This is a genomic window from Paracidovorax citrulli (assembly GCF_900100305.1).
Taxonomy (GTDB): Bacteria; Pseudomonadota; Gammaproteobacteria; order Burkholderiales; family Burkholderiaceae_C; genus Paracidovorax; species Paracidovorax citrulli.
The window spans coordinates 26,621-51,916 of record NZ_FNEY01000035.1 but is presented as its reverse complement, the minus strand read 5'-3'; the positions used below and the strand labels follow the sequence as shown (position 1 = coordinate 51,916).

General features: G+C 68.4%; 17 protein-coding genes. 7 read left to right on the top strand and 10 right to left on the bottom strand.

The features are described from left to right. The 4 genes from BLR99_RS19130 to fabI form a co-directional block, all read left to right on the top strand. Positions 1-2,591: RHS repeat-associated core domain-containing protein (locus BLR99_RS19130; RefSeq protein WP_139160181.1), on the top strand; the 2,591-nt coding region annotated here is incomplete at its 5' end. A 20-nt stretch (positions 2,592-2,611) separates the two neighbouring features. After that, positions 2,612-2,938 (top strand): hypothetical protein, encoded by a 327-nt coding sequence (locus BLR99_RS22790; protein WP_133246169.1) that lies wholly within the window; start codon positions 2,612-2,614, stop codon positions 2,936-2,938. A gap of 464 nt (positions 2,939-3,402) precedes the next feature. Continuing rightward, positions 3,403-3,897 carry a DUF6714 family protein gene (locus tag BLR99_RS19125; protein ID WP_011795173.1) on the top strand — a complete coding sequence of 165 codons (495 nt, stop codon included), beginning with the start codon at positions 3,403-3,405 and terminating at the stop codon, positions 3,895-3,897. Positions 3,898-4,164: 267 nt separating this feature from the next. Next, on the top strand, positions 4,165-4,935 hold the full coding sequence (fabI, locus tag BLR99_RS19120; protein ID WP_011795174.1) for an enoyl-ACP reductase FabI: 771 nt from the start codon (positions 4,165-4,167) through the stop codon (positions 4,933-4,935). Positions 4,936-5,022: 87 nt separating this feature from the next. On the opposite strand, the gene mutS is transcribed toward fabI, so the two are convergent. From mutS to BLR99_RS19080, 8 genes are all read right to left on the bottom strand, one after another. Next, on the bottom strand, positions 5,023-7,650 hold the full coding sequence (gene mutS / locus BLR99_RS19115; RefSeq protein ID WP_041827945.1) for a DNA mismatch repair protein MutS: 2,628 nt from the start codon (positions 7,648-7,650) through the stop codon (positions 5,023-5,025). Between the two features lie 188 nt (positions 7,651-7,838). Then, positions 7,839-8,825 (bottom strand): hypothetical protein, encoded by a 987-nt coding sequence (locus BLR99_RS23295; RefSeq protein ID WP_017439393.1) that lies wholly within the window; start codon positions 8,823-8,825, stop codon positions 7,839-7,841. Positions 8,826-9,384: 559 nt separating this feature from the next. Further along, positions 9,385-11,496 carry a TonB-dependent receptor gene (locus BLR99_RS19105; protein WP_011795176.1) on the bottom strand — a complete coding sequence of 704 codons (2,112 nt, stop codon included), beginning with the start codon at positions 11,494-11,496 and terminating at the stop codon, positions 9,385-9,387. 25 nt (positions 11,497-11,521) lie between these two features. Further along, complete coding sequence (locus BLR99_RS19100) at positions 11,522-12,010, bottom strand: DUF6644 family protein (RefSeq protein WP_011795177.1); 489 nt, start codon at positions 12,008-12,010, stop codon at positions 11,522-11,524. A gap of 32 nt (positions 12,011-12,042) precedes the next feature. Then, complete coding sequence (locus BLR99_RS19095) at positions 12,043-12,531, bottom strand: DUF6644 family protein (RefSeq protein ID WP_011795178.1); 489 nt, start codon at positions 12,529-12,531, stop codon at positions 12,043-12,045. 24 nt (positions 12,532-12,555) lie between these two features. Next, entirely contained in the window at positions 12,556-14,031 is a 1,476-nt protein-coding gene (locus tag BLR99_RS19090) for an alpha/beta hydrolase domain-containing protein (protein ID WP_011795179.1), read from the bottom strand. 4 nt (positions 14,032-14,035) lie between these two features. Further along, positions 14,036-14,794, bottom strand: a complete 759-nt coding sequence (locus BLR99_RS19085) for a hypothetical protein (protein WP_011795180.1) — start codon at positions 14,792-14,794, stop codon at positions 14,036-14,038. A gap of 40 nt (positions 14,795-14,834) precedes the next feature. Then, the gene (locus BLR99_RS19080; RefSeq protein WP_041827947.1) at positions 14,835-15,227 is read right to left on the bottom strand and encodes a DUF6152 family protein; all 393 of its coding nucleotides are present in this window, start codon (positions 15,225-15,227) and stop codon (positions 14,835-14,837) included. Positions 15,228-15,514: 287 nt separating this feature from the next. On the opposite strand from BLR99_RS19080, the gene BLR99_RS19075 reads away from it, so the two are divergent. Then, a complete protein-coding gene (locus BLR99_RS19075) occupies positions 15,515-16,822 on the top strand; it encodes an alginate export family protein (protein ID WP_011795182.1) in 1,308 nt (435 codons plus the stop codon). Positions 16,823-16,850: 28 nt separating this feature from the next. Here BLR99_RS19075 and BLR99_RS19070 read toward each other — a convergent pair whose 3' ends face one another. Together BLR99_RS19070 and BLR99_RS19065 are read right to left on the bottom strand one after the other, a co-directional pair. Further along, a complete protein-coding gene (locus BLR99_RS19070; protein WP_011795183.1) occupies positions 16,851-17,414 on the bottom strand; it encodes a cytochrome b in 564 nt (187 codons plus the stop codon). A gap of 542 nt (positions 17,415-17,956) precedes the next feature. Beyond that, a complete protein-coding gene (locus tag BLR99_RS19065; RefSeq protein ID WP_011795184.1) occupies positions 17,957-19,015 on the bottom strand; it encodes a mechanosensitive ion channel family protein in 1,059 nt (352 codons plus the stop codon). 217 nt (positions 19,016-19,232) lie between these two features. On the opposite strand from BLR99_RS19065, the gene BLR99_RS19060 reads away from it, so the two are divergent. Continuing rightward, positions 19,233-24,101 carry a PAS domain S-box protein gene (locus tag BLR99_RS19060; protein WP_011795185.1) on the top strand — a complete coding sequence of 1,623 codons (4,869 nt, stop codon included), beginning with the start codon at positions 19,233-19,235 and terminating at the stop codon, positions 24,099-24,101. A gap of 56 nt (positions 24,102-24,157) precedes the next feature. After that, the gene (locus BLR99_RS19055; protein WP_017439983.1) at positions 24,158-25,285 is read left to right on the top strand and encodes a response regulator; all 1,128 of its coding nucleotides are present in this window, start codon (positions 24,158-24,160) and stop codon (positions 25,283-25,285) included. The last annotated feature ends 11 nt before the right edge of the window (positions 25,286-25,296 follow it).

Here is a 25,296-nt window from a genome sequence, read left to right as displayed (position 1 = left end):
ACCGACCCATCCCCCTCGCCGAGCGCTGGCTGGCACTGGACACGCAGGCACTGTTGTCCCTGCTGGACCGCCCCAGCGATCCGACCCAGGCCCCGCTGGCAGCCGCGCTGCAGGCGCAGCGGCTGCAGCCCGAGGCCCGCGTGGCCCTGGCGCGCGATGCCTTCGGGCGTGTCTGTGGAGAGACCCAGACGCTGTACCGGCAGGCCACCCAGCCGCAAGCGCCCCATGCCGGCGGCGAGCCGCCCGTGGAGTTCGAGCACGCGATCACCCACACGCTGGGCCCGCTGGGCCAGCGCACGGCCACTCAGGCGCAGGGCCTGGGCACGCTGCAGTGGCTGGCCTACGGCTCGGGCCATGTGCACGGGCTGCTGCTGGACGGCCAGCCGCTGGTGGACTGGGAGCGCGATGCGCTGCACCGCGAGGTGGGGCGTACGCTGCACGTGCTCGAAGGCAAAGACAACGAAGACCTGCACGCCATCGTGCATGCGCGGCAGCTCGACCCGATGGGCCGCATGCTGCACCAGGACTGGCGCGGCCTGCGCCATGCGACGCCGGTGGTTCCTGCCGACCCGGCCAACGCCTTCGGAACGGGTCCTTCGTCCGCCGCGGGCCGCATCGCCCCGGCCCTGGGCCCGCTGTCCACGCTCGCGCAGCGCCGCTACTGGTACGACCCGCTGGGCCAACTGGTCGGCGTGCAGACCCCGGGCGAAGCCACGCGCTACGGCTACGACGCCTGGCAGCGCCTGAGCGGGCTGCACCGCGCGGGCCAGGGTACGCCGGAAGTGCAAGCGCACTGGGCGCTGGACGCGGCGGGCAACCGCCTGCCCGCGTCCCTGGATGCGCGCGCGGCCGGGTCTTCTGCGAGCGAGCGCCAGGGCTGGGCACGGCAGGTGCGCGAGAACCTGCACGATGCGGACTTCGACCTGCTGCGCGCGGGCGACGGGCCCGGCGAAGGTGCAGGCCCGGTCACGCGCTGGCCGGGCAACCGCATCGGGTGGAGCACCCCCGAACCGGATGCCGATGGCACCAGCATCGCTGGCAGCGACGGCAACGGCAACGGCAACGGCAACGGCAACGGCAACGGCATCCTGATCCGCTACCGCTACGACGCCTTCGGCAACCGGGTGCAGGCGCTGCACGCCGACGGCCGGGCGCAGCGGCTGCGCTACGACGCGCTGCACCAATTGCGCGAGGTCTGGCAGCGCGAGGCAGCGGGTGGCGCCTGGCAGCGGGTGGCCTGCTACCGCTACGACCCCTTCGGGCGGCGGCTGGCCAAGACCGTCTTCGGGCACGGCAACAGAAGCCGAAACGGCAACGCACCTGCATCGGGACCGGCGACCACCACCTATGCCGGCTGGGACGGCGACCGCCTCGTGCACAACGAAGGCCCGCAGGGGCTGCAGCACGTGCTCTACGAGCCCGGCTCCTTCGCGCCGCTGCTGCGCCTGGAGCGCGAGCAGGCCATTCCCACGGCCATGCAGGCCATGCTGGTGATGGAAGAAAACCGTGGAAGCATCGCCAATGATGGTCCGGATGGCGGTGAATTCCCCGCCGCAGCCCTGTTCGCGGGCCTGCCGCGAGCCCAGCGCGAACTGCTTGAGCGTGCCCTGCACGACGCCACGGGCCCCCAGGGGGATGCACTACTGGCGCGCCTGCGGGCAGGCCTACCCGATGAGGCCGGCGCATTGCTGGCTGCGGGGGTGCAGTCCGTGCGCCGGCAACAGCAGGTCGCCACGCAAGCCCACTCGACGCGTATCCGCCATTTCCTGTGCGATCACCTGGGCACGCCTATTGCCTTGGTGGACGCCAACGGCCCGCAGGCGGGCCTGGTCACCTGGGCCGCGACCTACCACGCCTGGGGTGCCGTGCGCGAGGAATACGACCCGCACGGCATCGGCCAGGACATCCGTTTCCAGGGCCAGCAGCTCGATGTGGAGACAGGGTTGCACTACAACCGGTTCCGGTACTACGACCCCCTGCTGGGGCAGTATGTGACGCAGGATCCGATTGGGCTGCTTGGCGGCTTGAATAAGTTCACCTATCCGGGAAACCCGATAAGCTGGATAGACCCCCTGGGATTGTCTGGAATATTGACCATCCAATCTTCAGGCAATGGAAATCCGTTGTCTGGCCATTCATGGATAACGTACGCTCCAGATGGCGGTTATCCGACTACCTATGGTACTTGGGGGAATAATCCCACGGGCCAAGGAAATGGGCTCTTCGAGAATTTAGAGATTGGCCGTAATGCAGATGCCACGCGATCTATGCGAATCAACGATGAACAAGAGAAGGAGTTGATGGCGAAAATTGAAGACTACAAGAATAGGAAAGAAAACGCCTGGAAGCTTGGTGCTCCATGCTCGAGCTTTGCAAGAGATGCTTGGCAGACTGCAACGGGTGAAAATTTGAACTCGAACCTTGGCCCCATCAGTAACCCGAGTACTCTAAAGAATTCGATTATTAATGCGAATGGAGGGAAGGTAAGTGAATTCGCAACCAAGCCCAACGGGACTTCAAGTGCGTCCTTCGGTTCTTTTGGTCGCTCTTCAGGTAGTGTTTCACTAAACTCACTTGGCAGTTCTTTATGAGATTTATACGCTTATTTTTTATGGGACTGATCTCTTTTATTTTATCGGCTTGCTCTGCGACTGTGCTTGAGTACAAGGACGTCGGAGATTTTGAGGTTCGTTTAATAGATGGTGACCCCGAAAGGTTGCGTTTGAGTGGGCTGGTTCTTCATAGTGCGTTGGGTGCAAAGACCTATGAGTCCAGAGTGGAAGGCGACAGAGCATATTTGAAGATTGTTCTGGCAATGGCTAGCAAAAAAGTGCCGGGAAGATTTTTGCACGATTTTGAAATTGATCGAAGTGTTAATTATGTTTACTTTGGTGATTCCAAGGTTTTGATATGGAGTAGAAGTACGCTGGAGAAGTAGTAAGTTGAGTTTTTAATATCGGTGACATGAGGAAATTGTTTAATGTTCCACTTCTGCTGTTGATGACTCTAATTTTTGGCTATGCGATGGCAGCATTTGCCTCGTGATGAGTTTCTTTTGATGAAGTCAAATTTCAGCGAATGGACGATCGAAATCTTCGGGCTGCTACTCCGTTTTTGTGGAATATATGCTGCATCGATATGCCTGTCTTACCTCGCTTACTCGCATGCTGTTTGGCTTGACCTGAGTGACAGGATTTTTTGGTCTTTGTGGTCGCCCTGCCATGTTGTTTGTTTGCAATGCGCGGATTCGAGATTGCATCAATAATCATCGCTTCTGCATTGTTCGTTCCAATGTTCTATTTGGTATATTTCATTATTGGCTGCTCACTTTTTTGGGATTGAATTTGAATATGTTCGAGATATGATTTTTGCGAGGTATTTGATTTTCATGCCGGTTCTGTAATGACAGGGACATCCAAAAATGCTGCGCTTTTGGTCCTGATGGACGGATTTTCTGGAAGCCTGCGTCCGCAGGCATTCAATGATTTCCTGAATGTCGATGAAGAATTCTGCGAGCACAACGCGCTATTGCAGTCCAGGGACCACCAGTCGCTGACCCGGGAGGATCTCGGCAGTGTGGGCTGGAATCCCATCGGTTGCATGAACGTGGCCGGCTGGAGGTACTGGCTTCCGGCACTGGGCAGAATCGCGCTGAGCACGGACACGGCTGGCCGGGGGTACTTCATGTGGGACCTGCTCGTTTACCTGAAAAATCCAGAATCCAATCCGGCGTTTCTTTCGCTAACCCAACAGGAAAGGGAAGCGGTGGCCCGGTTCCTCAAGGAAGCCACGCCCTTTGTCCGTGAAAACCTGGAGCCGGAAGTCGAGGTTGGATACGACCTGAAGCCGGTTCAACTGCAATGGGAAATGTTTTCAAGAGGGGAGGCCGTGCGATGACGAAATTTCCGAGCATGACGATCGCCGATAACGAGGCACTTCCGCGCCGTTGACCTGGGTCAATGGGCTCGCAGGCCTTTTGCGTACATTGCCCCAATCGTCGCAGAGGGCCATGGTGGGTATTCATCCCGTGCGGCTGCAACCCCTGGGCGCGACAGCGCGGCATACCGCGAGGCCGGGGAGCATTCCGCAAGCCTTGGTGGCCGCGCTGGCCTTCCTTTTCCTCTCTTTTCTTCCTTTCCTCAACCTGCCCACCCGGGAGTTCCCATGCCTTTACTGGACCTGCACGGCAAGCGCGGATTGGTCGTCGGCATCGCCAATGACCAGAGCATCGCCTGGGGCTGTGCCCGCGCCTTCCGCGATGCGGGGGCGGAACTGGCGGTCACCTGGCTCAACGACAAGGCCCGGGCGTATGTGGAGCCGCTGGCGCGGCAGGTGGATGCGCCGATCACGCTGCCGCTGGACGTGGAGCAGCCCGGCCAGATGGAGGCGGTATTCGGTGCCGTCGCCCGCGAATGGGGGCGCCTGGATTTCGTGCTGCATTCCATCGCCTTCGCGCCGCGCAGCGATCTTTCCGGGCGCGTGACCGACAGCTCGCGCGAGGGTTTCGCGCGGGCGATGGATATTTCCTGCCATTCCTTCCTGCGCATGGCCCGGCTGGCCGAGCCGCTGATGCCGCAGGGCGGCAGCCTGATGACGATGAGCTACGTCGGCGCGGCCGAGGTGATTCCCGGCTATGGCGTGATGGGGCCGGTGAAGGCAGCGCTGGAATCCGGCACGCGCTACCTGGCCGCGGAACTGGGGCCGAAGGGGATCCGCGTCAACGCGGTCTCCCCCGGGCCGCTGGCCACGCGGGCGGCCTCCGGCATTCCCGACTTCGACACGCTCATGGCGGATGCCGTGCGGCGGGCACCGCTGCGCCGCCTGGTGGAGCTGGAGGAGATCGGCGCGCTGTGCGCCTTCCTGGCCAGCGACGGTGCGCGGGCCATCACCGGCAATACGCTGTACGTGGATGCGGGCCACCATATCCTGGGCTGACAGGGCCGGCGGGCGGCCGGCTGGCGTGGCGTTCCAACGGTGCCGGGGGGGCCGGCGTGCCGGCCGCGGGCGCGCGCCGGGCGCGGATCAGCCCGGCTGCGCCAGCCGCTTGAGCTGGTAGAGCGCGTCCAGCGCCTCGCGCGGGCTCAGGCTGTCGGGGTGGATGCCCTGCAGCGCCGCTTCCACCGGGCTGATGCCCGGCGCCTCGGATTCCGGCGGCGGGGCGAACAGGTCCACCTGCGTCTCGCCTTCGTTGGCGCGCTCTTCCAGTGCCGAGAGCGCATGCCGGGCATGGTTCAGCACCGGCGCGGGCACGCCCGCGAGCCGCGCGACGTGGATGCCGTAGCTCCGGCTGGCCGGGCCGGGCTGGATCTCGTGCAGGAACACGATGTCCGAGCCGGATTCGGTGGCGCCCACGTGCACGTTCACTGCGTGCGCATGGCGCGCGGCCAGCTCCGTCAGTTCGAAATAGTGCGTGGCGAACAGCGTGAAGGCGCGCGTGCGGTCGTGCAGGTGGGTCGCGATGCCGCTGGCCAGCGCCAGCCCGTCGAAGGTGCTCGTGCCGCGGCCGATCTCGTCCATCAGCACCAGCGAATGCGGCGTGGCGGCGTGAAGGATCTGCGCGGCCTCGGTCATCTCCATCATGAAGGTGGACTGGGCGTTGGCGAGGTCGTCCGCCGCGCCGATGCGGGTATGGATCGCATCGATCGGGCCCAGCCGGCAGTGCGCGGCGGGCACGTGGCTGCCCATGCTCGCCAGCAGCACGATGAGCGCCACCTGCCGCATGTAGGTCGATTTACCGCCCATGTTGGGGCCGGTGATGATCTGCATGCGCGTGTTGGCGTTCAGGCGCGTGTGGTTCGGGATGAACGCGCCGGCCGAGGTCTCCGCCAGGCGTGCCTCCACCACCGGGTGGCGGCCGCCCTCGATCTCGATGCAGGGCTCGGCCGCGAACTGCGGCGCGCACCAGCCCAGCGTGAGCGAGCGCTCGGCCAGGGCGCACAGCGCGTCCAGCGCGGCGATGGCCTGGGCGGCGCGCGTGAGCGCCGGCACGTGCTGCTGCAACTGGTCCAGCACCTGCTCGTACAGCCACTTCTCGCGCGCCAGCGCGCGCTCCTGGGCCGACAGGGCCTTGTCCTCGAAGGCTTTGAGTTCGGGCGTGATGAAGCGCTCGGCGTTCTTCAGCGTCTGGCGGCGGCGGTAGTCGTCGGGAATGCGGTCGAGGTAGCTGCTCGTGACCTCGATGTAGAAGCCGTGCACCTTGTTGAACTGCACGCGCAGGTTGGGGATCAGGGTGCGGGCCTTCTCGCGCGTTTCCAGCGCGAGCAGGAAGTCGTCGCAATGGTTCTGGATGCCGCGCAGTTCGTCGAGTTCGGCGTCGAAGCCGTCGGCGATCACGCCGCCGTCGCGCACCAGGGCCGAGGGCTCCTCCAGGATCGCGCCGGCCAGCAGCGCGCCGCAGGCCGGCGGTGCGTGCAGGTCCCCGGAGATGCCGGCCAGCAGGGGGTCCTGCCAGCGGTGCTCCGCGGCGATCTGTTCGGCCTTGTGCAGGGTCTTGCAGAGCGCGACGAGTTCGCGCGGGCGCACCTGCCGCAGCGCGATGCGCGCGGTGATGCGCTCCACGTCGCTCACGCCGCGCAGCGCGGCGCGCAGGGCCTGCCAGCTGCCCGTGCCGCCGTGGTCGCCGCGCAGTTCCGCCGTGGCCGCCAGCCGTGCACGCGCCTCGGTGCGGTCGCGGCGCGGCTCCAGCAGCCAGGTCTTGAGCAGGCGGCTGCCCATGCCGGTCATGCAGGTGTCCAGCAGCGAGAAAAGGGTGGGCGCATCCTCGCCGCGCAGGGTGCGCGTGAGTTCCAGGTTGCGGCGCGTGGCAGGGGGCAGGGCGATCAGTTCGTCGTTCTTCTGCACGCGCACCGCGTGGATGTGCGTGAGCGCGCGGCCCTGCGTGTGCTCGGCATAGGAGAGCAGGGCGGCACTGGCGGCATGGGCATGGGCGAGGTCCTGCGCGTCCCAGGCGTTGAGGCTGGCGGCACCGAGCTGTTCCAGCAGCTTGCGCGCGCCCAGGGCGCCGTCGAACTGCCAGTCGGGCCGCAGGCTCAGGGGGCAGGACAGCACGCCGCCCTGGCGCAGTGCCTGCAACTGCTGCTCGAAGCGCTCGGTCACGCCGGCGCTGTAGATCACCTCGCTCGGGCCGATGCGCGCGATCCAGGTGCCGACTTCGTCGTGCGTGCATTCGGCCAGGTGCACCACGCCCTGGGTGACGCTGAGCCACGCCAGCCCGCAGCGCGCACGGGGCGCCTGGTGCACGGCCAGCAGCATGGATTCGGCCTTGTCGGGCAGCAGTTCGCTGTCGGTGAGCGTGCCGGGCGTGACCACGCGCACCACCTTGCGCTCCACCGGCCCCTTGGCCGCGCCCACCTCGCCCACCTGCTCGCAGATCGCCACCGACTCGCCCATGCGGATCAGCCGGCCCAGGTAGTTCTCCAGCGCGTGAAAGGGCACGCCCGCCATCACCACCGGCTGCCCCGCGGACTGGCCGCGCTGCGTGAGCGTGATGTCCAGCAGGCGCGCGGCCTTCTCCGCGTCGGCCCAGAACAGCTCGTAGAAATCGCCCATGCGGTAGAAGACCAGCGTGTCGGGGTAGCCTGCCTTGAGGGCAAGATACTGCTGCATCATGGGCGTATGGGCGGAGAAATCGGCGGGGTTCCCCTCGGCCATCGGCGATGGCTCTTTGTCGTTCTGCAAATTGATACCTTTGTCCATGGCGCTGGGCGGGCGGGCCGAAGCCGGGGCGTCCGCCGGATGAATCCGATGCGATGGGCGATTATCCTGCGTGAGCTTTTCCCTCTTCAGGAAGCCCCGCCGGTCGCCCCGGGGCGCGAGTCCCGCGGACGGGCGGGTTCGCTTCAGTCCCCTGGCCCAGGGGAAGGCCTCGCGGGCACCCGCGTTCGCCTGCCGCGCGACAGTGCGCGCCAGGCCAGCACGCAAGCGGTCACGCTCGTCAGGAAGCCCGCTGCCGACAGGCCGAGGACCAGGGCGTCGCGCAGCATCGGCCGGGCCAGCAGGGGGGCGAAGTCCAGGCTGTGCAGGCCGTTGTAGAGCACGCGCTGCCACTGCCGGCGTGGGTCCGCGCGCAGCAGGATGCGGCCGCTGCCCGGGTCGGCGTAGGCCGCGGTGCCATCGGCCCAGGTGGCGCGCCATACCGGCAATGGCCGCAGCCAGCGCGTCTCCGGTGCCAATGGATGGCGGGCGTAGTAGAGCCCGTCGTAAGAGGTGAGGCGTTCGAGCCGGACGGGCGGGTGCCGGCGCAGGCCGGACAGCGTGCTGGCCATCAGGGAGGCGGGCAGGCGCTCCACCACTTCGCCCGCGCCCGCGGCATCCGCGCGGATCAGCCAGCCGCGGCCGGCTTCGCGCAGCCTGTACCAGGACTGTCCGCCGACCACGACCAGTTCCAGTTCGACGGCCCGCAGGCCCTTGCGCCGGCTATCCGCCAAGGCGGAAGCCACAGGATGCACCGGCGTTGCGGCCGCCCCCTGCCAGCGCCGGCGCTCTTCGGTCTCCGGGGCCCCGTCGCCGAAGACGCCGAAGGGGTTCATGGACAGCAGCCCCGACAATATCCACGTGAGCGTGGCGACGCCGGCGCACAGGCCCAGCAGGTGGTGCCAGCGCATCCAGAACTTGCGGTAGGGAATCCAGCGCGAGCGGTGCGCGAAGAGCTGCCAGATGCCGAGCGCCAGCCCGGTGGCCGCGACCACGACGCCCGGGATCGACAGCCAGACCACCACCTGGTTCCAGGCCTGCGGGAACTGCCGGAGCGCCGTCGGATAGATCCAGTGCGGCACCGCGCCCAGCCAGTTCCAGAAGCGTTCGGATCGCCGCGTGTCGCGCACCACCTCCGCCGCGCGGGGGAGACGTACAGTTGCAGGCCGTCGTCGCCTCCGGGGCCCGCCCCGAGGCTGATCCTGTACAGGGGGCGGTAGGCATCCAGCCCCTGGGGCACGGTCCATTGGTCGCGGTCCAGCGGCTCGATGGCGGTGGCCACGCGTCCACTGAACCGTTCGGCCAGGCGCATGGCTTGCGCGGGATCCAGCGGCGCAAGGATCTCCCCGGTGGCGGCATCCAGGGCATGCCAGGCCGGCGGCCGGTGCGGATTGCCGGCCGGCGTGGCCAGGACGCGCCACACGGCCCGCTCTCCCCACATGCCCAGCCGGGCCTGCCGCACTTCCAGTTGCGCCCGCCGGGCGGCCTCGGCCACATCCAGGCAGCCATCGGGCAAGCTTCCAGCGCGGGCAGGGCGGCGAGGCGCTCGTGCTCGGTGAGCGTCGGGAACGGTACGAAGTACAGGACCACGCCGCTGGCGAACCACATGGAGAAGAGCAGCGCCAGCGGAATGCCGAGCCATTTGTGCAGCCAGGCCAGGCCTGGCTTGAGGGAGGCGGGTGCCACGGCGGGTCAGAACGTCGCGCGGAGGGTCAGTTGCACGGTCCTCGGCGCTCCCAGCAGCCAGGTCGAACCGGAGCCGGACACCGGATACGTGCGATCGGCCAGGTTCCGTACCGACAGCATGAGCCGCAGCGCGGAGGAATGCTCGTACGCCAGCGAAGCATCGGCCACGGTGTAGCCGGGCAACCGGCCCGAGTTCGCCGCGTTGGTGAACCGCGCACCGACATAGCGCAGTCCCGCGCCGGCACGCCATCGGGGGGCGAGGCGGTAGGTGGTCCAGAGATGGGCCGTGCGCTCCGGCACGCCGACCGGCACGTTCCCGCGTCGCGATACCGCCGTGCCGCCGCTCGCCTCGTCGAAGTCCTCATAGCGGGCCCGCAGCCATGCGGCATTGGCGTCCACGGTCCAGCCGGACACCGGTTCCGCGGCGAACGCCAGTTCGAGCCCGGTGGAGGACTGGTGCCCGACCTGCCGGACGACGCCCGGCTCGTCGGGATCGCGCGAGAGCAGGTGGCGTTTGTCGATCCGGTAAGCCGCGGCGGTCCACTCGCCGCGGATGGCGGGCAGCAGGCCTTTGGCGCCCACCTCGGCCTGCCGCCCGCGGGTCAGGTCGAAGACCGTGCCGCCGCCGGGCAGGGACAGCGCGCCGCTCAGCGGATCGGTGCCGGTGGCGTACTGGCCGTAGAAAGACAGGGTCTCGCTGGCCGTCCACACCAGGCCGATCCGGCCCGTCGTGGGGGCGTAGGATTTGCGCTGGCGCACGGCCGTTCGCAGGTTGTCGTCATCGAGCCTGGTGCGCTCGTGGCGCAGTCCGCCCACCAGCTTCCATCGCGGGGCCAGGTCCAGGGCGTTCTCGGCGTAGAGCGCGGTCGTCCGCAGCCGGGCCTGCCGCCCGGGCTTGGTGGGGTCGGGGCTGTCGAAGACGCCGGGGTCGAAGGCGTAGGGATCGACCGCACTGGCCCCGCGGTAGGGTGCATTGTTGGTGTGCAGGAGCCTGGTGCGGTGCCAGTCCACGCCGGCGACGAAGCGGTTCGGAAGGCCGGCGACCGAGCCGTCGATGCTCACGTCCAGCCGGTTGCCGGTCTGCTGCAGGTCGTGCAGGATCTCCAGGTAGTCCGAGCGGATGACGGAGCCGCCGGTGCGGTCGAAGCCATAGGATTCGGCGTTGCGCCAGTGGCGCTCCGAGGTCGCGTGGTAGGTCTCGTTGCGCAGCCGCACGTCCGGGCCGGCACGGTATTCCACCTTCGCGCGCCAGAGCCGGTCGTCGTAGCGCACGACCGCGTCCGAAACGTTGTAGTTGATGCGTCGTACCCGGTCGTCGAAGCTTCCGCCGCGCAGCGGTGTACCGAAGTAGCGCGCATCGTCGTTCATTCCGCCGTCCAGCGAGAAGGTGGCCGCCAGTCCGGACGCGGGCCTGACGGACAGTGCCAGCGCGTAGTTGCGGCGCTCCACTTCCTCCAGTGCCCGGTAGCCGTCGCCGCCGGCGGCGTCGAGATAGACCGAGTAGGCGGCGGCGTCGTTGACGGGGCCGCGCAAGCCGACGCCGCCCTGCCGTTGCCCATGCGAGCCCGCTGTCAGGAATGCCTCGCGGTGCGTCCGGTTCCAGGCGGGCTTGCGCGTGACGTAGTTCACCGCCGCGCCGATGGCCCCGTCGCCGTACAGCACCGACGCGGGCCCGCGCAGGACTTCGACCGAGGCCAGCGGCCAGGTGGAGAACGGGTAGGTCACGGTGCCCGCGGCGACGGCCAGACGCGTTCCGTCGATCAGCTGGGCGACGGAGTTGTGCCCCACGAAGCCCCGTGCGGACAGCGATGTGCCGCCATTGCCCGGCGCCGGCGATTCGGTGATGCCCGGCATGCGCGTGGCGACATCCTGGGCGCGGGTGAGGTCGCGGCCGGCGATGTCCTCCGCGTCCATGGCGCTGACGCTGGCGGGAGTCTCGCGGGGCGTGAGGCCCAGGCGGGAGCCCACGTCCTGCGGGATGTCCAGCCCCAGCGAGCTGCCGGGCGCCGCGCGCTCGGCCCGGACTTCCACCGTGCCCAGGGTGGGCGCGGGGGCAGGCCCTTCCTGCGCCGGGGCGCCCGTGCTGCCCAGCAGCAGCGCCAGACCGATGTTCCGCATGCCGTTTCCGCCGTCCCGCGGGGAATCAGACGAAGCCGATCCAGCGGCCGAGGACGACCACGCCCGTCCACAGCGCCATGGAGCTGAAGCCCGCCAGGCGCGCGGGGCCGGGGGGTGTCGGCGAGGTGTCCCACTCATGGATGCGGCGGTAGGCGCCCCCGTGGAAGATGCCCATGTTCACGCCCGCCAGCGCGATCACTCCCATCTTCCACCAGAAAAGCCGGTTTTCCACGTAGCCGGTGGCGTTGGAAATGAACATGAGCACGCCCGTGAGCACGCAGACCGCGAAGGCCATCCAGGTGTACGGCAGCAGTTCCTGGATGAGCCGATGCGCGCTCCGGCGGTGGGACGCGCGACCGAGGAGCCGCAGGTCCACGATCAGGATCGTGCCGAACACGAGGGCGATGCCGATCACGTGCAGCGATTCCAGGGCCGGGAAAGCCGAGCCGGATTCGCGGATCAGTGCGGCCAGGCGGGTGTCCTGGATGGCCTGCAGCGTCGATTGAAGTTCCATGGCGGGAGTGGGGAAAGCTTGGGGAGGACGGACTAGATCGTGTAGGCGATCCAGCGGCCGAAGAAGATCACGGTGCACCACAGCGCGATCGACAGCCACGCGAGCGGCCAGGCGGAGGAGGGCGCCGGCGCGCCCGGTACGCCCGCGGTGCGGTGCAGCAGGGGGCGCCGTACGAGCCAGGTCAGCGAGAACGCGCCCACGACCAGGGCCATCTTGAGCCAGAACGTCATGTTCCTGAGGACCCGGTCCGGCTCGCCGATGGTCATGATCAGTCCGGTCGCGAGCAGGACGATCAGCGCATTGCGCATCCACGGGACATACCGGCGCACGATGTCTCCCGCGGGCTCGTCCGTGGCCAGGAGGCCGGCCAGGCGCAGGTCGGAGACCAGCGCGGCGCCGAGGAGCACCGCGATGGCCAGGATGTGGATGCTCTGGACCAGTGGAACGATCCAGAGGACGTCCCTGATCGTCGTGCTCAACGCGGACTCGTAGAGCCAGGCGATGAAGTGTGCTGATGACATCGGATGGTCCTCCGCAAAGCGTGGCTAGAAATCACCGGGCGTCGCGACCGGCCGCAGGCGCGCCGCGTCCTCCGGAAGCAGATACCCTTCCCTGACCGACAGATGCCTGGCTTCGTTGAACTGCCGTTCATAGTTGCCGAAGTTCCCATAGCGCCTGCGCAGCTCTGCCTGCGGATACGGAAGCTTGGTGTCGTAGACCAGGCCGCAGCCCGTTTCCTGTTCGGTCAGGTAGGCGGCGCTCGGCACCCGGATCCAGGGCGGCCGCACGCCTCCCTGCATGTTGCCGGTCCCGGCATCGCGGGCCGCGGCCTTGCCTTCGCGCGCCACCCGTGGTGCCCTGGGCATGGGCCTGTCCTCGCGGACCCAGCGATCCATTCCGTCCAGGAGGGCCGAGGCGATCAGTTCCACCGGTTCGTCGTACAGCGTGCGGCAACGCGGATCGTCGCCTTTGCCGACGTCCGCCGGAAGCAATTCGGTATGTTCGGTGCCCAGGTCGGCCAGGCGCAGGTGGGGCATGCCGGTCACCTCGTAGTAGCGAAGCCGCGGGCGGTCCGTGTCCTGCGGCAGCGGGATCTGCTCGATCGCGTCGTGCATGAGCTCGGACTGGCTGTAGATGGTCACGAAAGGCGCGCGGTCGGGCATCTTCCGCGGCACCCGGACGGCATCGCCGCCCACCTCGCCGTAGGCCATGCGGCCGGTCATGTATGCATCGATGAGCGGACGCCCGTCGGGCATGCGCCATTGCTGGTGCCGGCCCTGGTCGAGGTAGTCCATCCAGACCTGCGCCGTCACGGCCCAGCTGTTGACGTAGATGCGGCGCACGTTCAGGCCACCCACCGGGCCCCGCGGAGCCCGGGTCTTCAGCAGGAGGGCGAGCTGGGCGGCGATGCCCTGCGATTGCGGAACGAACGGGTCGGGCGCGCCGCCGCGGGTGAAGCGCACCGGGTCGTAGTAGGTGCCCAGCGGCGCGTAGCGGGCATAGTCCATGCGGCGCATGAATTCGAAGTTCACGATCTTTCCGTACCTCGCGATGGCCTCGGCTTCGGCGGCGGGTGTCTCCGAGATGAACTTGGGATCGGCAGCGGGCTGGTTGATGTTCAGCGTATAGCCGACGTAGGCATACCCCCGGCGCAGCAGGTAGTCGCGCGTGAGGATCCATCCAGCGCCGCGCTCGCCGAACCAGCTGAACGGCTCGATGACCACGGTGCCGTTGAAGCGTGCCGGATCGGCCGGCTTGCGCACGAGGATGCGCGTGGTGTAGGGCGCCTGGAAAAGGGTTTCCCCGGCTGCCGTGATGGCCGGCGCGATGCCCTGGAGGTAATACTCCTCTTCGACGTAGCCGTGCCTGGCGAGGTCGCTGTACTCCGTTCCCTGCCGCTGCGCCGACGACAGGGCCGGCTTCCCGGAAGAGGGAATCTGCACCGCGGCGGGCATGCGCGGCACCTCCGCGGACGCGTTGGACACGAGGGCCAGCGCAAGAAGGAGTGGATGGATCCGCATGGCTTCAATCGCGGCTGAGGGACGCCTTGCCCTCCTTGTCGATCACGATCTGGTTGTTCTCGCAGACGTACTCCTGGATCTGGTAGTCCGACCGCTTGTATTCGAAGGTGAACCGGTACGGCGCAGCGAGCACTTCGGGGTCTTCGATCAGGACATGGTTCTGCAGGTGGTCCGGGCCGCGCAGCGTGAAGCGTTCCGTGATCTTCATGTCCTTGCCGTGCGGCACGTTGTAGAAGGTCACGTCCGTGCGGACGCCCCGGGTTTCCACGACGAGCTCGCCGCCTTCCCAGCGGCCGCGCGAGTAGCCTTGGTAGGTGGGGTCCATGTCCTCCACGGCGGGCATGGGCTGGTCCAGGAGAATCCGCCGCACCTGCTGGAGGTATTCGCCGAGGACGACGACCTGCCTGTCGTCATGGATGATCTGGATCGGAAAGAGCGCGGCCATCATGGTCGGCATGCCCTCGGGCAGGCATTTGGCGCTCGTGGTGGCCAGCGGCGTTCCCGCCGCGTTCGCCGCGGCCTGCTTCTGCTTCAACTCGGCGTAGGCCCGGGCATACGGCGCCTTGAGGTCCATCGGTCCACCCGGATGGACCGGATCGTCCGGGTTCTCGCCGAACCAGCCGTCGGGCGTCCTCTCCCAGGTGCCGCTGATGCCGGCGCGCGCCGCTTCTCCGTCCCGGCTGACCTTGAGGTACGTTCCGGTGGCGATCGCCAGCAGCGCCAGGACGGTCGCTGCCGCGATCACGCTTCGTTTCGGTTGCATATCGGGGGTTCTCCATCTTGGGGCGGGGCACGGCCTTGCCTCAGCCGCCGCCCGCCAGCGTGCCGGCGGCCACCTGGATCTCGATGAGCAGGCCGCCGGGGTCTCCGCTCTTGAGCGGGTGGAAGGAGACTTCGGCGCTCTCGCCTTCCTTGATCGAGTCCGATTTCCAGCCGACGCGTTTCAGCGCATTGACGCTGCCGGTTTCGATCTTGTATCGCCGGGGCGGCTGCCCGGGGACGTCGATGTAGAGGGTCACGTGGGGGTTGGTCCACGCGAACCGGGCGACGACACCCTTGATCTTCTTCGTCTGGGTCTGGTCGAAGATCGCGAACGAGTGGTGCGCGGCCGCCACCGACGGCAGGGCGCCGCAGGCGAAGAGCGTCAGAAGGCATAGCCTGCGGCGGGACGGCGACGAGGAAGGCGTATGGATCATGGCGGGCATGGGTGTCGTGATGCCTGGCGAGAATAGGAACTCGCTTCCGGCAGGCGTTAGCCCAAAACGGCAACCGCCATGGCGGGTTGGGGAACACCCTCGGGGGAGAGGGCCGGGCCCTTTGCAGTTGCTGATTCGGGCTACCGCATCCGTTGCGTGGGACGGAACACTCGCGCTCGCCCCATGGGCTGCCCGCATCGGCGAAGTGCCGTCGCATCGCATCGGTGCCGCATCGCATCGGCATCGCGCGGCAGCACGGGGCGTCCCCATCCCACTCAGGAGACCCCATGCGCTCGACCATCTGCTCCCCCTTGTTTTCCGTCGCCGCGCTGTGCGCACTGGCGCCCCAGGCGCAGGCATTGGAACTCTACAAGGAGGGTGAAAGCCACCTGAACGCGGAGTTGAAGGCCGGCTATGGGCTCTTCCATTCCGGGCGCAACTACATCGGCCGCCCTGGTGGATTCCAGTGGCAGGAGGGCTTCGCCAAATACGGCGTGAGCGGCGCCACCGGCCGGGTCGGCGGCGGCTCGCTGTACGGGGCCTTCGGCCTTCTCAGCTCCGCCACCTGGGGCGACGGCGATCCGGGGGGATTCACCACGGGGCATGAACGCCGCACCGCGGTGGAAGAGGCGTATGCCGGCTGGAAATCGGGGGACCTGTTTCCCGCGCTGGGGGCCGACGGCATCGACGTTTCCGCTGGCCGCCAGGTCGTGAAGGCGGGCTCGGGCTTCCTGATCAACGATGACGGCGTCAACCCCGGCCTGGGCCTGGAAGAAGGCCGCTACGACCGCGGCGGCGCCTACTATTTCGGCCAGCGCCTGTCATTCGCCCGCACGGCCGTGCTGCGACTGGGAGGAAGCGAGGGCCTGCACGGAAGCGCCATGTGGCTCCGGTCGGACACGCGGCTGCAGGCCAACACCGAACTGGCCGCGGCGACCCTGGACTACACGGGATCGGCGGGGACGACCGGCCTGACCCATGTGCATGTGCTGGATGTCGATGAGCGGTACGCCATCGCTCCCTCGCGGCTGGAGCGCAAGGGCATGAAGGTCTTCAGCCTCCGCGCGGAGGGTGGTGCCGGCATCGAAGGTGCCGACTTCGCTGTCGAGTATGCCTACCAGAAGAAGCGGTCCCGCACGGACAGCGCATGGTATGCCGAGGCCGCGTACACCTTCTCGCAGATGGCCTGGAAGCCGTCGCTGAGCTTTCGGCATACACGCTATTCCAAGGACTTCGACTCGCTGTTCCAGGGCGGCTTCCGCGGCCGGTACCAGGGCGAGGTCGCGTCGAACTACGCGTTCTCGTACAACTTCAACACCCGGATCAACGACGTGGCGCTGACGGTGCGGCCCGGCGAAGCGCTGACCGCCACGCTCATGTTCTTCGACTTCCGGACGTTGGCGGACCGGGCTGTCTCGAACCTCGACGCGCAGGAGCTGGCCCTCTACCTGGACTGGGCCATCACGGACCACCTCATGTTCTCCCCGATCGTCGGGCTCTACAAGCCCCGGAAGTACGAGGCGAACGGCGGCAACCAGAACCGGAGCGCATCGGCGAATCGCTATTTCAAGCTGATGCTCACGGCGACGTTCTGACACCCCCGCCCGCCGGCGAGGTTCGCGCTCAGAGCATGCGGCGCAGGACGTCGCTGCGCGGATCGCGGTCGAAGAGCCGGTGCTTGATGGCGCCCACGACATGCAGCGCGATCAGACCGAGCAGGGTATAGGCGAGCACCTTGTGCAGCCACTGGAAGACGAGGAACCAGTTGTCGTTCTTCGGAAGGAGTTCCGGAAGATTGACGCCGAAGAAGAACACGCCGTCGCTCATGGTGAACGTGCTCGACATCGAATAGCCCATCAGGGGCACGATGACCAGGAGGGCGTACAGCGCGCGGTGCACGAGTTTCGACAGCACCTGCTCGTACCCGGCCAGGGTTTCCGGCGGCTCCGGCAGCCGCGGCGTGCGCAGCCGGATGCCGATCTGCACCAGCACGACCAGGAGAGCCAGCAGTCCGAAGGACTTGTGCCACGGATAGTAGAACTCGAACTTCGGCATGGCCTCGTCATCGAGTCCTGTCATGTGCCAGCCTGCCCAGAGGAGGCCCAGGATCAGGATGGCGCGCACCCAGTGCAGCACCCGCAGGGATGCGGGATATCGGTCGATGTTCTCTTGGTTCGTTCGTTTCATTCAGTTCTCCTGTCGGGAGCATGGGGGTATGCAGGCGGGGCGCCGCGAACGCGCGGCGGCCTGCGAAAAAGCCGGGCCGGCGCGCGCATCCGGGGGATGCCGAGCAGCCGCCCACGGCGGTCGCAGCGAAGAGTGTCCAGTCACGTGGTGCCGGCGCAGTAGCCCAAATCAGCAAAGCCTGCGGCGGACTGCCTGGAAACAGGGGGGGTGCAAGGGTTTTCCCTGGTTCCGCCGCCAGTGATTCCATGGTGGACAAGTGTGGGCCGTGGCGGGACAGTACACGCGGCGGACCGGAACTCGACCGTGGATTATTGGCGAGGCCGGACCTCTGCCGCCGCAAAATCTGCCCACGGCAGCGCCCGCAGCACCTCGTCGCGCAGCGCCAGCAGCGGGGCATGCAGTTCCTCCGCCACAGTCGCCAGCGGCTTTGCGGTGGAAACGCTGACGTTGCGGAGCTGGACGGCAAATTCCCGGAACTGGCTTCCCCCCGTGCCGGGGGATGCCGGCGCACGGGCGCTGCCCGGGCTGTTCTGACTGAAGCTTCAGTCCGGCTGCCCGCCGGCGCCCGACAGCAGCGCGCGGGTCTGCGGCAGGCAGTCGGGGTATTCGCGCCGCATGAACGCCACCAGCGCCTCGCGTACGCGGCAGCGCAGGTCGAACGCCAGCCCCGATGAGCGCGCCGACACCAGCACGCGGATCTGGATGGTGCGCTCGGTCACATCGGTGAGCTGCAGCACCTTCACGCGCTGGTCCCACTCAGGTGCCGTGGCCAGGACGCGGTCGAGTTCCTCGCGCAGCGGATCCAGCGGCATGCGGTAGTCGGCATACAGGAACACCGTGCCGAGGATTTCCGAGCCGGTGCGCGTCCAGTTCTGGAACGGGTTCTCGATGAACCACTGCAATGGAATGATGAGCCGCCGTTCGTCCCAGATGCGCAGCACCACGTAGGTGCCGGTGATCTCTTCCACGCGCCCCCATTCGCCTTCCACGATGAGCACGTCGTCGATGCGGATGGGCTGCGCCAGCGCGATCTGCAGGCCGGCGATCATGTTGCTGAACACCGGCCGTGCGGCGATCCCGGCCACGATGCCGACGACGCCCGCGGAGGCCAGCAGGCTGGCCCCGACCTGCCGCGCGCCGGGAAACGTCATCAGCATCAGGGCCAGGGCGGCCATCACCACCCCCGTCATCGCGGTGCGCGACAGCACCCGTGCCTGGGTGGCGATGCGCCGCGCCGTGAGGTTGTCTTCCACGTCGGCCGGGTAGCGGGCGATCACGCCATCGGCCAGGCCGCCGATGCCGGCCACCAGCAGCCAGGCCACGGCGCCGATCAGCGCCAGCCCGCCCACGTGCCTCACCGTGCCGATGTAGGGCTGCGCATCGCTCGCAGCCACCCAGACGACCTGCAGCGCCGCCAGGGGCAGCAGCACGCGCGCCACCGGCACGCAGGCCTGCACCACCGCGTGCAGGACGGGGATCCCGCGCGTGGCGCGCAAGGCGACGGCGGCCGCGATGCGGTGTACCACCGCGGCGGCGGTGACCGCGATCAGCGCCGCGACCGCACTCGCCATCGAGGGAGACAGGAGTGTAAAAAAATCCATGCTTTGTTACCTTTTGCCATACTGTGGGCTCCATGTGCGCGTGGCGCATCCACGTGTGGTGTGTTTCCTGCCGTTTGCGAAGGTTCAAAGCGACCGTGCCAGCCGAAGCCTCTCCTGTTCCTGTAGCCGCCTTGCGGCCGGCCGGGCCGCGGCGCCACGGGCGTCCGCACGGCCCGCCGGGCAGTCCGGGGCCGGCCTCCGGGGGGTATCCGTGCGCATGAGCCCGCGGCTGGGCAGCCTGTCCGCCCTGTTCGACAAGGTGGCCCAGCGCGACGGCCAGTGGCTGCGGGGCTGGGCCGTGGTGCTGGCGCTGTCCGCCGTCGGGGCATGGCTGGCCGTGGCCGGCGTGGCCGAGTGGCGGGAGGCCAGCCGCGCGCAGGAGCGCGAAGGCCTGCTGGGCCATGCCGCCGAGGTGCTGATGAGCCAGACTGCCGGCAGCCCGCTGCTGGGCGCGGTGGCCTTGCTGGGCCTGAGCGAGCCCACGCTGAAGGCCGTCGCGCTCGGCACGCTGCCGCCCAACGCCCCGGAAGCGCTGGCCCGCCTGGCCGTGGCGCGCGGCCGCTTCCTGGTCAGCGGGGTGTACGTGCTGGACGCCAGCGGCCGCGTGGTGGCGCACGAGACGCCGGCCACTCCGGCCCTGGGGCTGGACCTGTCCCACCGACCGTACTTCCTGCAGGCGATGCGCGGCGCGGTGAACGTGTATCCCGCGCTCGGCACGAATTCGCAGGACCGCGGGCTGTACTACGCCGCGCCGCTCTACGAGGGCGATACGCCCGCGAGCGTGATCGTGGGCGTGGTGCTCGTGAAAATGTCCTTCGAGCCCGTGGAGACCCAGTTGCAGCGCTCCGGCTATCCGATGGCGCTGATGTCCCCGCAGGGCATCGCCTTCGCCGCCACCCGGCCGGAGTGGCGCTACGCCATCGCGCCGCCGCTGACGCAGGAGCGCATCGATGCGATCCGGCGGCAGCGCCAGTTCGGCGCGCTGTTCGACAACGGCGTGGCGCAGGCCCTGCCGTTCCGGCCGGATGCGCGCGAGGCCGTGGTGGGCGGGGTGCGCTATGCGCTGGAGCGCCGCAACCTCGAGTGGCACGATCCGGACGGGCCGTGGCAGATCGTGATGCTCGACGACCTGCAGGCGCTGCTGCCGGGGCCGCAGCGCTGGCAGATCGGCGTGGGCGTCTTCACCCTGCTGGTGGTGCTGGGCGGCATGCTGCTGGACATGATGCGCCACCGGGCCCGCATGGCGCTGGCCATGGAGCGCTTCCGCGTGCTGGGCGCGGCGCTGCAGTCCAGCCCCGTGGCCGTGGTCATCACCGATGCCGAGGGCCGCATCGACTGGGTGAACTCGCAGTACGAAGCCAACACCGGCTACAGCCTGGACGAGGTGCGTGGCCGCAGGCCCTCGCTGGTGGCCTCGGGGCAGACCCCGCCGGAGACCTACCGGCAGATGTGGTCGCGGCTGATCGCGGGCCTGCCCTGGCGCGGCGAGTTCATCAACCAGCGCCAGGACGGCACGATCTACCACGACGAGGCCACGCTCTCGCCGGTGTTCGACGACCATGGCCGGCGCATCGCCATCGTGGGCCTGCACGAGAACGTGACCGAGCGCATCACGGCCCACCAGGAACTGCAGCGGCGCGAACGTGAACTCAACGAGGCGCTCGCGCAGCAGACGGCCATCTTCGACAACGCGCCGCCGGTGCTGATCGTGGCCGACGGCCGCCTGCTGCGCTTCAACCCCGCCTGCCTGGAACTGCTGGGCGCGCAGCCGGGGCAACTGGAAGGGCGCGGGGTGGAGGTCATCTTCGGCGGCGAGGAGCTCCACCGGCGCTTCCTCGAGCGCGTCGAGGGCCGGCTGGAGGCCGGCGAATCCGTGCGGGAGGTCGCCCGGCTGGTGCGCCGGGACGGCACGGTCTTCGAGGCACGCCTCTCGGGCCGCCTGCTGCCGCTGCAGGGCTATGGGCTTGCCTGCATCTGGGTGGTCGAGGACGTCACCGAGGCGCGGCGCTCCGAGGCGGCCATGCGCGAGATGAACGAGCGCCTGATACTGGCGCAGGAGGCCGGCCGCGTCGGCGTCTTCGACCTCGACCTCGCGCGCGACCATCTCGTGTTCAGCGAAAAGCTCGCATCCCTCTACGGCCTGCCGCACCAGCCGCAGGGACTGCGGCTGATGGACTGGATGGACAGCCTGCACCTGGAGGACAGGCCGCGTGTGCAGGCCCGCCTCGATGCCGCCCTGGCGGGAGCGGCCACCGGGCTGCAGGATTCCTGGCGCGTGGTGCGTCCCGATGGAAGCGAGCGCTGGCTGCTGTGCTCGGCACGCATCGAGCGGGATGCCGAGGGGCGGGCGCGGCGGCTCATCGGCGTGCAGGTGGACGTGCATGAGCAGAAGCAACTGGAAGCCCGCCTCGCGGACCAGCTCGCGTTCCAGCAGGCGCTCGTGGACGCCATTCCGATCCCGCTCTTCCACAAGGACGGGGACGGGCGCTACCGGGGATTCAACCGGGCCTACGAGGAGGCCTTCGGCATCCGCCGGGAGGACTTCCTGGGCAAGACGGTGCACGAGGCGGACTTTCTCAACCAGGCCGAGCGCGCCGAATTCGAGGCCGACGCCCGCACCATCCGCGCCGGCGGGCCGCCGATCCACAAGGAGGTCGATCTCACCTATGCCGACGGGGAGATCCACCACACGCTGTTCTGGATGCACGGCTTCCAGCGGCCCGACGGCTCGCCCGGCGGCTCCATCGGGACGCTGGTGGACATCACCGACCGCCAGCGGGCCGAGCGCGAGCTGCGCCGGGCCAAGGAGCTGGCCGAGGAAACCACGGCGCTCAAGTCCAACTTCCTGGCCAACATGAGCCATGAGATCCGCACGCCGATGAACGCCATCATCGGGATGTCGCACCTCGCGCTCAAGTCGGGACTCACGCCGCGCCAGGCCGACTACGTCGCCAAGATCCAGCAGGCCGGCCAGCACCTGCTGGGTGTGATCAACGACATCCTGGACTTCTCCCGCATCGAGGCCGGCAAGCTGGTCGTGGAAAAGCAGCCCTTCATGCTCGACCGCGTGCTGGAGGGCATGGCCGACGTGGTGGGCTACAAGGCCGGCGTGAAAGGGCTGGAGCTGGTGCTCGACGTGGCGCCCGACGTGCCGCCCCACCTCGTGGGCGATGCCCTGCGGCTGGGCCAGATCCTCATCAATTTCGCCAACAACGCGATCAAGTTCACCGAGCGCGGCGAGATCCACGTGCGCGTGCGGGTGGTGGAGCGCCACGGCCGGCGCGTGCTGCTGCGCTTCGAGGTGCGCGATACCGGCATCGGCGTGGCGCCCGAGCAGATGGGCCGGCTCTTCCAGAGCTTCCAGCAGGCCGACGCCTCCACCACGCGGCGCTTCGGGGGCAGCGGCCTGGGGCTGGCCATCTCCAAGAACCTGGCCGAGCTCATGGGCGGCGAGGTCGGCGCCGAAAGCGTCCTGGGCGAGGGTTCGACCTTCTGGGTCATGCTGCCGCTCGAATGCGTCGAAGGCGCGCTGGCCGCGCCGCCCCTGCCGCCCGCCCTGCGCAACGGTCGCGTGCTCATCGTGGACGACAACCACACGGCCGCCGCCGTGCTCTCGGAAATGCTGCGCAGCATGGGCTTCGAAACCCGCGAATCCCATGCCGGCGCGCAGGCGCTGGACATGCTGCGAGATGCCGCGGCGGACGGCGAGCCCTACGGGCTGCTGCTCATCGACTGGCGCATGCCGGGCATGGATGGCATCGAGCTGGCCCGGCGCATCCACGAGCTGGGCCTGGACCAGGCACCGCAGATGCTCATGGTCACGGCCTACGGCCGCGACGAGATCATGCCGGCCGCGCGGGAGCAGGGCATCGAGACGGTGCTGGTCAAGCCGGTGAGCGCCTCGCTCCTCTACGACACGCTGGCGCAGCCCCTGGCCCATGGCTGGCTGCCGGCCCACGCGCACCTGGCGCGGCCCGACGACGACCAGCCGCCGCCGCAGCTGCGCGGCGCCTCCGTGCTGCTGGTGGAGGACAACGAACTGAACCAGCTCGTGGCCGTGGAACTGCTGCGCGGTGCCGGTTTCATCGTGGACGTGGCGGCCCACGGGCAGGCGGCGCTGGACTGCGTGGCCCACACCGAATACGACGTGGTGCTCATGGACATGCAGATGCCCGTGATGGACGGCGAGACGGCCACGCGCCGCCTGCGCGCCGATCCGCGGCACGCGCGCCTGCCCATCATCGCGATGACCGCGAACGCGATGGAGGCCGACCGGCGCCGCTGCTTCGACGCCGGCATGAACGACCACGTTCCCAAGCCGATCGAGCCGGGCGTGCTGTGGCGTGCGCTGGCCCGCTGGGTGCGCCCGCGGCCGGGCATCGGCATCGACGGCGCCCTGGGCGACCCGGCGCCGGCCGGTGCGGGGCAGGGCGGCGCGCAGGAGGCGCTGCCGCATGGCGTGGACGGCCTGGACATCTCCGCCGGCCTGCAGCGTGCCCTGGGCCGGCCCGCGCTCTACGGCGACCTCCTGCGGCGCTTCATGGACGGGCAGCGCGACACCGCGGCCGCCCTGCAGGCCGCGCTGCATGGAGGCGACCGCCCCCTGGCGGAGCGGCTCGCGCACACCCTCAAGTCGGTGGCGGGCAATATCGGCGCCGTTGCGCTGGCGCACGCCGCGCACCAGCTCGAGCAGGCCCTGCGCGGCGAAGGTGCCGAGGGCGATGTCTCCGCCCAGGCCCTGGTGGTTTGCGACCGGCTCGATACCCTGCTGCTCGGGCTGGCGCAATGGCGTCTCGCGGGCATGCCGCCGGTCGCGGCCCCGGCTGGCGCCGTGCCGTGGCGCGACGGGGGCGAAGGCGGTACGGAATCCGCCCAGCAGTCCGCGCTCGCGCAACTGCGCGTCCTGCTGCGTGCCGACGATCCCGGCGCCCTGGATTTCCTGCAGCAGCAGGCCCTGCTGCTGCGCCGCGCCCTCGGGCCCGGCTTCGCCGCCGTGGAGACGCACGTGCGCGACTTCGATTTCGAACACGCGCTGGCGATCATCGACGCGCCGCCGGAGCCCTCCACCGTTTCCGGCGCCGCGTGAGGCGGCCCGTCCCTCCGCGCCGCAGGCCATCCGAAAGACACAGGCACAGCAACACCATGGACACTTCGCTGCTCTCCGATGAACCCATGCTCAAGGACCGGACCATCGCCACGGTGCTGGTGGTGGACGACACCCCCGACAACCTCGCGCTCATGGCCACGCTGCTGCGCGACCATTACCTCGTCAAGGTGGCCAACCACGGCGAGAAGGCGCTGCGCATCGCCCAGTCGGACCCGCCGCCCGACCTGATCCTGCTGGACATCATGATGCCCGGCCTGGACGGCTACGAGGTCTGCCGGCAGCTCAAGGCGCACCCCGCCTCGCGCGACATTCCCATCATTTTCCTGACCGCCCGCAGCACGCCGGAGGACGAGCGGCGCGGCCTGGCCGCCGGGGCGGTGGACTACATCACCAAGCCCATCAGTCCGCCGATCCTGCTGGCGCGGGTGCACACCCACCTGACGCTGAAGGCCACGGCGGATTTCCTGCGCGACAAGAGCGCGTACCTGGAGCGCGAGGTGGCCCTGCGGACGCTGGAGGTGCAGGCCATCCAGGACGTGACCATCATGGCCATGACCTCGCTCGCGGAAACGCGCGACAACGAGACCGGCAACCACATCCGGCGCACGCAGCTCTACGTCAAGGCCCTGGCCGAGCGCCTCGCACGCCATCCGCGCTTCGAGGCGCTGCTCAACGAGCGCATGATCGATCTGCTCTACAAATCGGCGCCGCTGCACGACATCGGCAAGATCGGCATTCCCGACAGCATCCTCCTCAAGCCGGGCAAGCTCACCGCCGAGGAGTTCGAGGTCATGAAGACCCACACCACGCTCGGCCGCGACGCCATCGAGAACGCCGAGCGGCGGCTCGGCATGCGGGTGGCGTTCCTGAGCGTGTCCAAGGAGATCGCCTACAGCCACCAGGAGAAATGGGACGGCACCGGCTACCCGCTGGGGCTCGCGGGCGACGCGATTCCCGTTTCTGCGCGGCTGATGGCGGTGGCCGACGTGTACGACGCGCTCATCAGCAAGCGCGTGTACAAGCCCGCCTTCTCGCACGAGCAGGCCTGCACCACGATCCTGAAGGGCCGGGGATCGCATTTCGATCCCGACATGGTGGATGCCTTCATGGAACTGGCCGAGGATTTCCGCCAGATCGCGTTGAAATACCCGGACCCGGAGTGATGGCGCGCGGC